Here is a 14,215-nt window from a genome sequence, read left to right as displayed (position 1 = left end):
GAAAAGCCCAACGAACCGCAGATCACCTCCGCACCGCCATCGGCCGCGCAGGTCTCGAACGCACCGGGCGCTGGTCGAGCCGGTCTGATCTACGCCGGCATCGCCTACGTGCTCTGGGGCTTCCTGCCGATCTACTTCATCTCGCTTGCCCCGAGCGGCGCCTTCGAGATCGTCGCGTGGCGCATCGTGTTCTCGCTCGTGTTCTGCGCACTGCTGCTCGCGGTCACCCGCAAGTTCAAGCCGTTCTTCGCGTTGCTCATGCAGCCACGCATCTCGCTCACCATGGCTCTGGCCGGCGCGCTCATCTACGTGAACTGGCAGACCTATATCTACAGCGCGATGAGCGGCCAGGTCGTCGAAGCCTCGCTCGGCTACTTCATCAACCCGATCGTTACCGTGTTCCTCGGCGTGTTCTTCCTGCGCGAGCGGCTGCGGCCAGCACAGTGGGCCGCCGTCGGTGTCAGCCTGCTCGCGGTGCTCGTCATTGCGATCAGTGCGGGCAGCGTGCCCTGGATCGCCCTCACGCTCGCCTTCTCCTTCGGCTTCTACGGGTACATCAAGAAGCGGGTCGGCAACACCGTCGATGCGGTGGCGGGGCTCACCATGGAGACGGTCTGGCTGTTCCCTGTCGCGATCGTGCAGCTCATCGTCGTGGCGGCGACGGTCGGCATCACCTTCGGCACGGTCAGCCCGGTGCACACAGCGCTGCTCATCGGCACCGGCGTCATCACCGCCGTCCCGTTGATCCTCTTCGCGGCGGCGTCGCGCAGGCTGCCCCTGATCTACATGGGCTTCATCCAGTACTTCGCCCCGGTCATCCAGTTCCTTGTCGGCGTGTTGATCCTCCAGGAGCCGATGTCCCCCGAGCGGTGGGTCGGCTTCTCGCTGGTCTGGCTGGCGTTGCTCATCCTCACCGTCGACGCGCTCGCCGGCAGACGTGGGAACCGGCAGACGGTCGCCGAGCTCGTCTGAGCGGAGGCGTTGTAACGATTTGACTCACTCCGCAACGTTGTGGCATCGAAGCCTTGTTTCGATGCTCAGTGGCCAATACTGTGACACCACGGCAGTCTGTTGACTGTCTCATCGGTGTTCATTCAAGCCATATAGGAGCAACATGAGCGTATTCGCGAAGGCCTCGGCCTCCCGCTCCGTTCGGGCAATGCTGAGCGGAGTCGCCCTCATCGGCGTCAGCGCACTCGTACTGACCGGATGCAGCAGCCCGGGAGAGGGCGAAAGCACCACATCGCCCGAGTCCACTACCCCTGCCGACGCCGGTGACGCACTGCCGATCGACGCAGGCGACCGCGAGCTTGCGCTCAAGCTGGGCCAGCTGGCCCCGCAGAGCGGATCGCTCGCATTCCTCGGCCCGCCCCAGATCGCTGCAGCGCAGCTCGCCGTCAACGACATCAACGCGGCCGACTTGGGCATCCAGCTCGAGCTGAACGTGCGTGACGAGGGTGACACGAGCGTCGACGTCGCCACCGGATCCGTGACCGACCTGCTCTCGCTGGGCGTCTCGGCCATCTCGGGTGCTGCAGCTTCGGCACAGACCCGCAACGTCTACGAGCAGGTCACGAGCGCAGGCGTCGTGCTGATGTCGCCGTCGAACACCGGCCTCGACCTCACCGACATCGCTGACAACGGCCTGTACTGGCGTACGGCGCCGTCTGACGTGCTGCAGGGTGAAGTGCTCGGAAACCTCATCGCTGAGGACGGAAACAGCACGCTCGGCATCATCTACCAGAACGATGCATACGGCACCGGCCTGGCCGAGACCACGAAGACCAACTTCGAGGCCGGCGGCGGAACCGTTGTCGCAGAGTCGAGCTTCAACACGGGTGACACGAACTTCACGACGCAGATCAGCGACGTGACGGCGCAGAACCCCGATGCGATCGCCCTGATCACCTTCGACCAGAGCAAGATCATCATCCCCGAGCTGGTCGGTTCCGGCTTCGCCGGAGACAAGCTGTACCTGGTTGACGGAAACCTCGTCGACTACAGCGCCGACTTCGCACCCGGCCTCATCACCGGCGCGAAGGGCACCAAGCCCGGTCTCGACCTGACGACGCTCGGTGACTTCACCGACCGCCTGCTCGAGGTCGACCCGACGCTGACCGACTTCACCTACGCGCCTGAGTCGTACGACAACGTCGTGCTCTTCGCTCTGGCGGCCTTCGCGGCCAACGACACGACGGGGCAGTCGATCGCCGACTACCTCCGCCAGGTCTCCGGCGGCAGCGGCGAGGGTGAGAAGGTCGACAGCTTCGAGGCTGGCGTCGCACTGCTCGAGAAGGGTGAGCAGATCGACTACGACGGCTTCTCCGGCCCGATCACCTTCGATGAGAACGGTGACCCGACCGAGGCGACCATCGGCATCTACCAGTACGACGCGGGCAACCTGCCCTCTGAGCGACTGAACTAGTAGCAGTCACGCGCAAGGGCCCCGGCTTCGGCCGGGGCCCTTCTGCATGCCCCGGAGGCCCCCTGCGCCCGCGCGCGACCGACCGCGGGCGGAGTTCGTGTTGGTCGACGGCCTACTCGATCAGCGCCGGCGGCAGAAACGGCGCAAGCGCGGCAGGAGTTGCTGCCGCGCTTGCGCCGTTTCTGGGGCGGATGCCGCGGCATCCGCTGGAGAGTAGCTAGTCGTCCTGTCCGAGGGTGCCGAGGTAGAGGCCGATCACCTTCGGGTCATTCAGCAGCTCGCGACCCGTGCCCGTGTACGCGTCGTGGCCCTGATCCAGCACGTAGCCGCGGTCGCAGATCTGCAGGCAGCGGCGTGCGTTCTGCTCGACCATGATCGTCGTGACGCCGGCCTTGTTGATCTCCTTGACGCGCAGGAATGCCTCGTCCTGTCGCACGGGGGAGAGGCCGGCGCTCGGCTCGTCGAGGAGCAGCACGTGCGGCCCCATCATGAGCGCGCGCGACATGGCCACCATCTGGCGCTCGCCACCGGAGAGCGACCCCGCCCGCTGGGAGAGGCGCTTGCCCAGCTCGGGGAAGATGGCCGTGACGAACTCCAGCCGTTCCGCGAGCCCCTTGGGCTTCTGGTAGATGCCCATCTCCAGGTTCTCCTGGATGGTGAGGGTCGGAAACACGTTGTTGGTTTGGGGCACGAAGCCGACGCCCTTGCCGACGAGTTTGTTCGCCTTGAGGTTCGTGATCTCCTCGCCGTGCAGGTAGATCCCACCCCCGCGCACCTTGACCAGGCCGAAGATCGACTTCAGCAGCGTGGACTTGCCGGCACCGTTCGGGCCGATGATCCCGATCAGCTCGCCCTGCCTGGCGGTGAGGGAACAGTCGGTGAGGATGTTGATGCCGGGCAGATAGCCGGCCGTCACGCTGCGCACGTCGACGACGACCTCGCGGTTGTCGGTTTCCGGCTGGGCGGCGGGCACGATCCCCGGGCTACTGTTCGTCATCGAGGAGCTCCTTAATGGCTTCGACATGCTCGCTATCGCTGCTGCCGAGGTCGCTGTCGTGGTGCTGGCCGAGGTAGGCGTCGATCACGGCCGGGTTCTGCATGACCGTGTACGGGTCGCCCTCGGCGACGACACGGCCCTCGGCCATCACGATCACCCAGTCGGCGATGTGGCGCACCATGTGCATGTCGTGCTCGACGAAGAGCACCGTCATCCCCTGCTCCTTGAGGCCCAGGATGTGGTCGAGCAACGACTGGGTGAGGGCCGGGTTGACACCGGCCATCGGCTCGTCGAGCATCACCAGGGTCGGATCGCTCATCAGCGCGCGCGCCATCTCGAGCAGCTTGCGCTGGCCACCGGAGAGGCTGGCCGCGTAGTCGTCCTGCTTGGCGTCGAGCTTGAACCGGGTCAGGAGCTCGAGTGCCTTCGCCTCGATCTCTTTGTCTTGCTTGCGCCAGAGGAACGGCAGCAGCGCGCGGAACATGTTCTCGCCGATCTGGCCGGTCGCGCCGAGCTTCATGTTGTCCATCACGCTGAGCAGGGCGAGGGATTTGGTGAGCTGGAAGGTGCGGATCAGGCCGAGCCGCGCCACCCGGTAGGCGGGGACGTGGGCGAGGTCCGTTCCGTCGAACGTCCACGTTCCGGCGTCGGGCTTGTCGAATCCGGTGAGCAGGTTGAAGAACGTCGTCTTGCCCGCGCCGTTCGGCCCGATCAGCGCTGTGATGGCGCCGCGCGGAATCTCGACGTGGTCGACATCGACGGCGGTGAGGCCGCCGAAGGTGCGTCGCACGCCGTCGGCGACGAGGATCGGATCGTTCTTGCGGCAGCCGGGGGCCGCGTCGCCGATGTGCAGGTCGACCGACTTGATCGGCTTGGCGCTGGGGGTCACGTTATTTGACAAAAGCCAGCTCCTTCTTGTTTCCGAGTATGCCTTGCGGCCTGAATATGACGATCAGCATGATGGCGACGCCGACCAGGATGAAGCGCAGCTGCCCGCCCTGCACCTGGGAGATCGGCAGCCACCCGGCCTCGACGGCGCGGGCGATGAAGCCGGAGAAGAACGACAGCAACACCCAGAACAGCATCGAGCCCACGACGGGGCCGAGGATCGTCGCGGCACCGCCGAGCAGCAGGATCGCGTAGATGAAGAAGGTGAGCGATGTCGCGTAGTGGGCGGGGATCACCGCGCGCGGCATGATGAAGATCATGCCGGCGAGCGTTCCGAACACACCACCGAGGATCAGACTCTGCATCTTGTAGGAGTAGACGTTCTTGCCGAGGGCGCGCACGGCGTCCTCGTCCTCACGGATGCCCTTGAGCACGCGCCCCCACGGGCTGCGCATGAGCAGCCAGGTGAAGACGCAGGCGAGCGCCACGACGGTCCAGGCCACGATGATGACCCACCAGTCGTCCGCGCTGTGCACCCACGGGCCGAAGCCGACCTGGCCCTCGAAGTTCAGCGGGTTCAGGGCGCGGAAGCTGTCCTTGTACTCGCTGAGGCCGTTGGCGGAGCCCGTGACGGCCACGAAGGAGTTCGTGGTGAAGAGCAGTCGCACGATCTCGGCCGCCGCAATCGTCACGATGGCCAGATAGTCGGCCCGGAGTCGCAGCGTCGGAACGCCGAGAATCAGGGCGAAGATCACGGACGCCCCGACGCCGACGAGCACGGCACCCCACACGGGGAGCCCGAAAGTGAGGATCGAGATGGCGTAGCCGTATGCGCCGAGCGCCATGAAGCCCGCCTGGCCGAAGTTCAGCAGTCCGGTGTATCCGAAGTGGATCGCCAGACCGAGTGCGGCGAGCGCGTACGCGGCCGTGGTCGGGCTGATCAGCTCGACCGCTGCGTTGGAGAAGATGAGTTCCCAGTCGATCATTGTTCAGCCCTCCTAGCCGATTCTCTCTTTGCGGCCCAGGATTCCCTGTGGCCGAACCAGCAGCACGACGATCAGGACGACGAGCGCCCCGACGTATTTCATGTCGGGCGGGATGACAAGCGTTGACAGCTCGACGAATAGGCCGACGATGATGGAGCCGACGAGGGCTCCGAACGCCGTTCCGAGCCCGCCGAGCACGACCGCCGCGAACACGAGCAACAGGATCTGGAAGCCCATGTCCCAGCTGACGCCGGGGCGGAAGTACGCCCAGAGGATGCCGCTCAGGCCGGCCAGAGTCGCGCCGATGACCCAGACGATGCGGATCACGTAGTCGACGTCGATGCCGCTGGCCGCCGCGAGGCTGGGGTTGTCGGAGACCGCGCGCGTCGCCTTGCCGATGCGGGTGCGCAGCAGGAAGTACGCGACGGCGAGCAGCACGACGATGCTGATGCCCATGCTGGCGAGGTCGATCCACGACAACGAGAGCGGCCCGAGCTGGAGCTCGGCCGGTGATGCGCCCGGCAGCTGCCTCGTGGCACCGCCGTAGAAGAACTGGTACGTGTAGCGCATCGCCAGTGCCAGGCCGATGCTCACGATCATGAGCTGGATGACGCCGACGCCGCGCTTGCGCAGCGGCTTCCAGAGGGCGGCATCCAGCCCCCAGCCGAGCGCGGCGCTCAATGCGAGGGCGATGATGATCGCCAACCACACGGGCAGCGCGAACGTCACCGAGAACGTCAGCGTCATCAGGGCGCCGAAGGTGATCAGCTCGGAGTGGGCGAAGTTGCTGAGCCCGGTAGTTCCGTAAATCAGCGAGAGGCCGATCGCCGCCAGCGCCAGCAGGAGCCCGAAGTTGAGACCGTTCGCGACCCTGTTGATCAGCTGGTCGAAGAAGGAGACCGTTGTCCTGGTGCCCTCGCCGAGGAAGAAGTTGACCGATTTCGTCTTGGTGAGCCCGAATTCCGCCGTCAGCGGGTTGCCGCCCTCTTTCACGACAACGCCCTTGGGGAGGGTGTCCTCGTCGAGCGTCACGGTGTACGTGGCCTTCTCCGGAACGCCGACACGCCATTTGCCGTCTGCGCCGGTCTCCACGTCGGTGTCGGTGCCTGGCCCTTCGACCGTGATCACCACGTCCTCCAGCGGTTCGCCGTCGAACGTCACATTCCCGGAAAGGACGTAATCGTATTTATCGACGTCGACGTCGTCGGCATGAGCCGGAGACGCGCCGAGGAGCGAGAGCGCGAGCGCGACGAATAGTAAGAGCACCGTCGCGACGACCGCGCGTGGTGACCTCTTGTGAGCCGATTCAGTGGATATCACTGCACCTCCATGGGTGGCGCCGACGAGTGAACTCGCTCGGCTCCGGGGCCTTACCGCTGACAACAGCGTCGACGGTACGTGCTGATTATGTCGTAAGTGTTTCGACTCGTCGCACTTTCAGCACTTGATTGTGATCTGAGGAATGCTCTGCGCGCAAACTCGCTTAACATTGACGTAAGCCAAGACCACGAGTTTTCGGCTCATACTGTGCTGGCGAATGCCAGGCAGACGACTTATTTCCTAGACGCAAAGGGGAGAAATGGATCAGGCAGATCCGTTCGGATTCATTGGACTTACCTACGACGACGTTCTGCTTCTCCCCGGCCATACGGATGTGATCCCGAGTGAGGCCGACACGAGTTCCCGGCTGACACGCCGGATCAACGTGGCGACTCCGCTGCTCTCGGCCGCGATGGACACCGTGACCGAGACGCGCATGGCGATCGCCATGGCCAGGCAGGGCGGCATCGGCATCCTGCACCGCAACCTGTCGATCGCCGACCAGGCCGACATGGTCGACCGGGTCAAGCGCAGCGAGTCCGGCATGGTCTCGAACCCCGTCACGACGACGCCGGAGGCCTCGGTCGCCGAGGTCGACGCCGTGTGCGCGACCTATCGGGTGAGCGGCCTTCCGGTCGTTGACACCGATGGCAAGCTCGTCGGCATCATCTCGAACCGCGACATGCGCTTCGTCGCGAACGCCGACAAGGCCACAACGCTGGTGAGCGAGGTGATGACGCGGATGCCGCTGATCACCGGCCACGTCGGCATCAATCCCGATGAGGCGCTCGCGATCTTCGCCAAGCACAAGATCGAGAAGCTGCCCCTCGTCGACGCAGAGGGCCACCTCACCGGACTCATCACCGTGAAGGACTTCGACAAGTCCGAGCAGTACCCGAACGCCACCAAGGACGCCGAGGGCCGCCTGCGCGTCGGTGCCGCGATCGGCTTCTTCGGCGACGCCTGGGAGCGCGCGGAGGCCCTGCGCGATGCGGGGGTCGACGTGATCGTCGTCGACACGGCCAACGGCCACTCCGCGGGCGTCATCGAGATGGTGCGACGCATCAAGTCAGATCCCACGTTCGAGCACATCGACGTGATCGGCGGCCAGGCGGCCACCCGCGAAGGCGCGCAGGCGCTCATCGACGCGGGCGTCGATGCGGTCAAGGTCGGCGTCGGCCCCGGTTCGATCTGCACCACCCGCATCGTCGCCGGTGTCGGCGTGCCGCAGATCACCGCGATCTATGAGTCGTACCTCGCGGCGCGCGAGGCGGGCGTGCCGATCATCGCCGACGGCGGCCTGCAGTACTCGGGCGACATCGCGAAGGCGCTGGTCGCCGGTGCCGACACCGTCATGATCGGTTCGCTGCTCGCGGGCACCGACGAGTCGCCCGGCGACGTGGTGTTCCAGGGTGGCAAGCAGTTCAAGCTGTACCGGGGCATGGGTTCGCTCGGCGCCATGCAGACGCGGGGCAAGAACACCTCGTACTCCAAGGACCGCTACTTCCAGGCAGATGTTCCGAGCGACGACAAGCTGATCCCCGAGGGCATCGAGGGCCAGGTCGCGTACCGCGGTTCGGTCGCAGCCGTCACACACCAGCTCATCGGCGGCCTGCGTCAGTCGATGTTCTACGTCGGCGGCCGCACCATCGTCGAGCTGAAGAACAAGGGCAAGTTCGTGCGCATCACGGCGGCCGGCCTCAAGGAATCGCACCCGCACGATGTGCAGATCGTCGTCGAGGCGCCGAACTACAAGCGCTAGCGGCTCCGGCTTGGCCCATCGGGGGCACCATGGCTCATGTGCGAACGTGGGCCACGGCGCCGCCGATGGGCCGTTGCTGTGTCGGCTGACGGCACAATGGAGTCCATGAGACGTTCAGTCGTGGTCGTGACCGGAGGAACCCGCGGCATCGGCGCGGCCATCGCCAGGGAGCTCGCGGCATCCGGTTGTGACCTCGTGCTGAGCTACCGCAGCAATGCGGATGCCGCGACGGCACTCCGAGCGGAGCTGCTGGGCCTCGGCGCCTCCTGTGAACTCGTGCAGGCCGATGTCACGGTCGACGGCGACATCGAGCGGCTCTTCGACGGCGCGCTCGCCCGCTTCGGCCGCATCGACGGCCTGGTGAACAACGCCGGTGCGACGATGCACATCGGCCCGCTGGCCGAGACACCCGCCGACGTCGTCCGTGCCGTGATCGAGCTCAACCTCACCGCCGCGGTGCTCTGCGCCAGGCGGGCCGTGCAGCTGATGTCCACGCGACTGGGCGGGGCGGGCGGCGTGATCGTCAACATCTCTTCCGGCGCTGCGACCCTCGGTTCGCCCGGCGAGTACGTGCACTACGCGGCGGCCAAGGCCGGCATCGACGCCCTCACGGTCGGTTTGGCCAAGGAACTGGGGCCGGAGGGCATCCGCGTCGTCGGTGTCGCCCCCGGCACGATCCGCACCGAGATCCACGCCGATGCCGGCGACGCCGGCCGACCGGACCGCGTTGCGGCCCGCGTCCCACTCGGCCGTGCCGGAGAGGTCGGCGATGTCGCCCCCATCGTCGCGTGGCTGTTCGGGCCGGGTGCCGCGTTCATCAGCGGGACCACGATCCGCGTGGCCGGCGGAGCGTAGCCTCTCAGCGGGCGGCGGTTCTCGGCGGCCTTGGCCTCGATACGCTCGTTCCTCGCTACTCGACCAGCGGGGTTTCTCCGTCCCGCGTGGCCGGCGGAGTTTCCTTCCCGCACGGCCGGCGGAGTTTCTCCGTTGATCGAGTAGGCCGCCCGCGGTCGTATCTAGATCCTGTGCGCGTCCGCTCAGCGGGCGGCGGCGATGCGCGCGACGGCCTCGCGCAGCAGTTCCGGCGAGCAGGCGAAGTTGAGCCGGGCGTGACCGCGGCCCACGTCGGCGCCGAAGTCGACCCCGGGCGTGAGCGCCACCTTCGCGACGTCGAGCGTCCGCTCGGCCGGTCGGTCGCCCCAGCCCAGCGCACTGAGGTCGAGCCAGGCGAGGTAGGTGGCATCGGGTAGGCGGTAGCGAGTGCCTGGCAGCTGCTCCTGGAGTAGCGAGGCGAGCAGGCGCCGGTTCTCGTCGAGCGTGCCGAGCACGCCGTCGAGCCACTCGCCGCCGCTCTGGAACGCAGCGACCGAGGCGATCTGGCCGAAGATGCTCGTGCGCCATTCCACCTCGTACGGCATCGCGGCGCGCAGGGCGTCACCGCGCTCGCTCGCCGTCACGATGAGCGCGCACTTGAGCCCGGCCAGATTGAACGCCTTGCTCGCGCTGGTGACCGCGACGCCGTGCTCGCGGGCGGCATCCGACACCGTCAGGAATGGCACGTACGGCACCTCGCCGTAGCTGAGGGCGCCGTGGATCTCGTCGCTGACGATCGTCGCGTTGTGTCGGGCCGCGATCTCGGCGAGCTGCCGCAGGGACTCGGCCGAGTGCACGAGGCCGACCGGGTTGTGCGGGTTGCAGAGCACCATGGCGCGGGCCCCGGCGGCGAATGCGGCATCGATGCCGTCCAGGTCGAGCGACCATCCCTCGTCAATCCCTCCGCTGAGCGGCACCTCGACGATCCGGGCGGATGCCTCCGGCGCCAGATCGAAGAATGGCGGGTAGATCGGGGGCGTGATGATGACCCCGTCGCCGGGATTCGTCGCCTGCCGGAGCGCCTCAACGATGCCCATCGAGACATCGGCAGTGCTCGTCACGCGGGCAGGGTCGACGGTCCAACCGAAGCGGGCCTCGGCGAAGGAGGCGAACGCCTCCGCCTGCGGCAAGCTGCTCGCCGTGTAGCCGGTGTCCGAACGACGGATCGCGTCGTGCAAGGCCGCCGCAACGGGCTCGGCGAGTGGGAAATCCATCTCGGCAACGGGCAGCGGCAGCACGTCGACGGGGAACAGCGCCCACTTCGCGCTGGTGCGGGTGCGCAGACGGTCGAGGGATTCGGCGGGGATGTTCGGCATAGCTCCAGCATGGCCCGCCGCCGTGCAGATTGCACTCATTTCCAGCCGACGTCGGCCGGGCGCGCCACTCGGAGCATCCGCCGTGTGACGCGTAGCCGGTTCGCGGAGGAGCGACGCAGATCGGCGTATTCCGGCGCCGAATCACGGCGTGTCGGCGCTCGCATCCGCTGACCGGCCGCCGCCGCGCGCACCGCTGACCGGAAGCGGCCGCTCGCACTGCGGCGAATGCCGTTGTAGTCTGGTCGGCTGCCCACTCGGCGGCGCTGTGATGCACGCATCCGGCCACCGACCTGGAGTTTCACATGGGCTACATCGACGTCAACGGCGTCTCTTTCTCGCTGCCGGACGGCAGGCCGCTGCTGGCCGACATCGCGTTCCGCGTCGGCGAGGGCACGACGACCGCGCTGATCGGGGCGAATGGGGCAGGCAAGTCGACGCTGTTGCGCATCATCCGTGGCCGGCTGCGAGCAGATGAGGGCAGCGTGTCGATCGACGGCGGGCTCGGCGTGATGGATCAGTTCATCGGGCACGGGGCGGTCGGCGGGCGCGACGGCCTCGATGACCCGGTCGACGCGGCAGCGGGCGGTGCGGCGTCTGCGCCCAGCATCGCGAGCCTGCTGATCGCGGTGGCGCCGCAGCGGGTGCGCGAGGCCGCGCTCGAGCTCGAGGCATCCGAACTCGCCATCATGGAGCACGACGACACCGTGAGCCAGATGCGGTACGCGACGGCGCTCGCCGAATACGCCGACGCCGGCGGCTACGAGCAGGAGACCATCTGGGATCACTGCACGATGGCCGCACTCGGCGTGCCGTTCGAGCGGGCCCGCTGGCGCGATCTCGGCACGCTCTCCGGCGGCGAGCAGAAACGGCTGGCGCTCGAGGCACTGCTGCGCGGCCCCGAGCAGGTGCTGCTGCTCGACGAACCGGACAACTACCTCGACGTTCCTGGCAAGCGCTGGCTCGAGGAACAGCTGCGGCAGACGCCGAAAACGGTGCTGCTGGTCTCCCACGATCGGGAGCTGCTGGCGCGGGCGGCCGATCGCATCGTCACGATCGAGCTCGGCGCGGCCGGCAACACGGCCTGGGTGCACGGCGGCAGCTTCGAGGATTACCACGAGGCGCGAAACGCCCGCTTCGACCGCCTCGACGAGCTGCGCCGACGGTGGGACGAGCAGCACCAGGCGCTGAAGACCCTCGTGCAGACCCTGAAGATCAAGGCGACGTACAACGACGGCATGGCCTCGCGCTATCAGGCGGCGCAGACGCGCCTGCGTCGCTTCGAGGATGCCGGCCCGCCAGAGGAGCGCCCGCCGGCCCAGGCCGTGAAGATGCGGCTGCGTGGCGCGCGCACCGGCAAGCGCGCCGTCGTCTGCGAGCAGCTGGAGCTGAGCGGGCTGATGCGCCCGTTCGATCTGGAGGTCTGGTACGGCGACCGGGTCGCCGTTCTCGGTTCCAACGGATCGGGCAAGTCGCACTTCCTGCGCCTGCTGGCCCGCGGCGGAACGGAGCCGGACGGCACGCTCGGGCACGTGACGGCGATCGGGCAGACGCTCGCCCCCGTTCCCCACGCGGGCCGAGCCGTGCTCGGCGCGCGGGTCGTGCCCGGCTGGTTCGCGCAGGTGCACGAGCACCCCGAACTGCGCGGGCGCACGCTCCTCGACATCCTGCACATGGGAGACAGCCACCGCTCCGGAATGCCGCGCGAGGCGGCCAGCGGGGCGCTGGACCGCTACGGCCTCGTCGCCGCCGCCGAGCAGACGTTCGACTCGCTCTCCGGCGGGCAGCAGGCGCGGCTGCAGATCCTGCTGCTCGAACTCTCCGGGGCGACGTTGCTGCTGCTGGACGAACCGACCGACAACCTCGACCTGGTGTCGGCGGAAGCGTTGGAGGACGCGCTCACCCGCTTCGACGGCACCGTGCTCGCGGTCACCCACGACCGGTGGTTCGCCCGTGGCTTCGACCGCTGCCTCGTGTTTGGCTCCGACGGCGAGGTGTACGAGTCGGAGGAGCCGGTCTGGACGGAGTCCCGCGTCGTGCGCGAACGGTGACGTGCCGCCGGTTGCGCCCCACCCGCTGGTTGAGCCCCCACCCGCGGGTTGAGCCCACACCCGCCGGTCAGCGCATGCCCGATGGTTGAGCCCACACCCGCGGGTTGAGCCCACACCCGCCGGTCAGCGCATACCCGATGGTTGAGCCCACACCCGATGGTGAGCGCACACCCGTTGGTTGAGCTTGTCGAAACCGCCTGAGAGGGTTTCGACAGGCTCAACCAGCGGAAGGCCGAGGCGCAACCAGCGGGAAGCTGTGACGAAACCAGCGGGAGATGCGGCGGGACCAGCGGAAGGCTGAGGCGCAACCAGCGGGAACCTGTGACGAAACCAGCGGGAGGAGCTCACGCCGCGGGAGGCGACGCTCAACCGGCAGGCGCGCGGCGCCCGGAACGCCGGGCCGCCGGGTTCGATAGGCTGGAGGGGTGAGCATGGAGATTGAAATCGGCCGGTCCAAGCGGGCACGTCGTGTCTACGCATTCGACGACATCGCGATTGTGCCGTCTCGGCGCACCCGCGACCCCGAGGATGTCTCGGTGAGCTGGTCGATCGACGCGTACCAGTTCGACATCCCGTTCCTCGCTGCGCCGATGGACTCCGTCGTCTCCCCGCAGACGGCGATCATGATGGGCCAGCTCGGCGGTCTTGGAGTGCTCGACCTCGAGGGCCTCTGGACCCGCTACGAGAACCCGGAGCCCCTGCTGGCCGAGATCCGCGGCCTGAGCGAGGCCAAGGCGACAGCGCGCATGCAGGAGATCTACTCCGCGCCGATCAAGCCGGAACTGATCACCGCCCGCATCGCCGAGGTGCGTGCGGCCGGCGTCACCGTCGCCGCAGCGCTCTCGCCGCAGCGCACGCAGGAGTTCTACAGCACCGTCGTCGCGGCCGGCGTCGACCTCTTCGTCATCCGCGGCACCACCGTCTCGGCCGAGCACGTCTCCAAGAACCAGGAGCCGCTCAACCTCAAGAAGTTCATCTACGAGCTCGACGTTCCCGTCATCGTCGGCGGCGCGGCCACCTACACGGCCGCCCTGCACCTGATGCGCACCGGTGCGGCCGGCGTGCTCGTCGGCTTCGGCGGAGGCGCGGCATCGACCACCCGTGCATCGCTCGGCATCCACGCCCCGATGGCAACGGCCGTCGCCGACGTCGCAGGCGCTCGCCGCGACTACATGGACGAGTCCGGCGGACGCTACGTGCACGTGATCGCCGACGGCGGCCTCGGAACCTCCGGCGACATCGTCAAGGCGATCGCCTGCGGCGCGGATGCCGTGATGCTCGGTGCGGCGCTCGCCCGCGCGAGCGACGCACCCGGCGGCGGCTACCACTGGGGCACGGAGGCACACCACCCCAAGCTGCCCCGCGGCAACCGGGTCCACGTCGGAACGGTCGCCCCACTCGAGGAGATCCTCTACGGCCCCGCACCCGTCGCGGAGGGCACCGCGAACCTCGTCGGCGCGCTGCGCCGCTCGATGGCAACGACCGGCTACTCCGACCTCAAGGAGTTCCAGCGGGTCGAAGTTGTTGTGGCTCCGTACCAAGCCAACTAGCCTCGAAAGTAGTCCGGCCGCCAGCCGGGCCCCGTAGTTCAGCACCACCG

11 protein-coding genes are annotated in these 14,215 nt (G+C 67.6%); 6 read left to right on the top strand and 5 right to left on the bottom strand.

Annotated features, from left to right (window positions below; all coding sequences use genetic code 11):
- Positions 1-21 precede the first annotated feature (21 nt).
- Positions 22-972 carry an EamA family transporter RarD gene (gene rarD / locus ASC66_RS03290; RefSeq protein ID WP_082492067.1) on the top strand — a complete coding sequence of 317 codons (951 nt, stop codon included), beginning with the start codon at positions 22-24 and terminating at the stop codon, positions 970-972.
- A gap of 142 nt (positions 973-1,114) precedes the next feature.
- Entirely contained in the window at positions 1,115-2,425 is a 1,311-nt protein-coding gene (locus ASC66_RS03285; RefSeq protein WP_055834581.1) for an ABC transporter substrate-binding protein, read from the top strand.
- A 217-nt stretch (positions 2,426-2,642) separates the two neighbouring features.
- Here the strand turns inward: ASC66_RS03285 and ASC66_RS03280 are convergent, their stop codons facing one another.
- From ASC66_RS03280 to ASC66_RS03265, 4 genes are read right to left on the bottom strand one after another with little or no spacing between them, the layout of a single operon-like run.
- On the bottom strand, positions 2,643-3,422 hold the full coding sequence (locus ASC66_RS03280; RefSeq protein WP_055834577.1) for an ABC transporter ATP-binding protein: 780 nt from the start codon (positions 3,420-3,422) through the stop codon (positions 2,643-2,645).
- Positions 3,409-4,323, bottom strand: coding sequence for an ABC transporter ATP-binding protein (locus tag ASC66_RS03275; protein ID WP_055834575.1), 915 nt, complete (start codon positions 4,321-4,323; stop codon positions 3,409-3,411). Before ASC66_RS03275 ends, ASC66_RS03280 begins: the two co-directional genes overlap by 14 nt.
- Positions 4,313-5,293 carry a branched-chain amino acid ABC transporter permease gene (locus tag ASC66_RS03270; RefSeq protein WP_055836270.1) on the bottom strand — a complete coding sequence of 327 codons (981 nt, stop codon included), beginning with the start codon at positions 5,291-5,293 and terminating at the stop codon, positions 4,313-4,315. Before ASC66_RS03270 ends, ASC66_RS03275 begins: the two co-directional genes overlap by 11 nt.
- Positions 5,294-5,308: 15 nt before the next feature.
- Positions 5,309-6,616 (bottom strand): branched-chain amino acid ABC transporter permease, encoded by a 1,308-nt coding sequence (locus ASC66_RS03265; RefSeq protein WP_055834571.1) that lies wholly within the window; start codon positions 6,614-6,616, stop codon positions 5,309-5,311.
- A 259-nt stretch (positions 6,617-6,875) separates the two neighbouring features.
- Here ASC66_RS03265 and guaB point away from each other — a divergent pair, with 259 nt between their 5' ends.
- The gene (gene guaB, locus ASC66_RS03260; RefSeq protein ID WP_055834568.1) at positions 6,876-8,378 is read left to right on the top strand and encodes an IMP dehydrogenase; all 1,503 of its coding nucleotides are present in this window, start codon (positions 6,876-6,878) and stop codon (positions 8,376-8,378) included.
- Between the two features lie 105 nt (positions 8,379-8,483).
- Entirely contained in the window at positions 8,484-9,233 is a 750-nt protein-coding gene (locus ASC66_RS03255; RefSeq protein WP_055834565.1) for an SDR family NAD(P)-dependent oxidoreductase, read from the top strand.
- Positions 9,234-9,415: 182 nt separating this feature from the next.
- Here ASC66_RS03255 and ASC66_RS03250 read toward each other — a convergent pair whose 3' ends face one another.
- Positions 9,416-10,567, bottom strand: coding sequence for a MalY/PatB family protein (locus tag ASC66_RS03250; RefSeq protein ID WP_055834562.1), 1,152 nt, complete (start codon positions 10,565-10,567; stop codon positions 9,416-9,418).
- A gap of 302 nt (positions 10,568-10,869) precedes the next feature.
- On the opposite strand from ASC66_RS03250, the gene ASC66_RS03245 reads away from it, so the two are divergent.
- Together ASC66_RS03245 and ASC66_RS03240 are read left to right on the top strand one after the other, a co-directional pair.
- Positions 10,870-12,615 (top strand): ABC-F family ATP-binding cassette domain-containing protein, encoded by a 1,746-nt coding sequence (locus ASC66_RS03245; protein ID WP_055834559.1) that lies wholly within the window; start codon positions 10,870-10,872, stop codon positions 12,613-12,615.
- 431 nt (positions 12,616-13,046) lie between these two features.
- Positions 13,047-14,165, top strand: coding sequence for a GuaB3 family IMP dehydrogenase-related protein (locus tag ASC66_RS03240; RefSeq protein WP_055834556.1), 1,119 nt, complete (start codon positions 13,047-13,049; stop codon positions 14,163-14,165).
- The last annotated feature ends 50 nt before the right edge of the window (positions 14,166-14,215 follow it).

The sequence above is a fragment of the Leifsonia sp. Root4 genome (assembly GCF_001425085.1).
Classification (GTDB): domain Bacteria; phylum Actinomycetota; class Actinomycetes; order Actinomycetales; family Microbacteriaceae; genus Microterricola.
The sequence above is the reverse complement of the archived record's forward strand: the minus strand, read 5'-3'. Positions and strand labels throughout refer to the sequence as shown.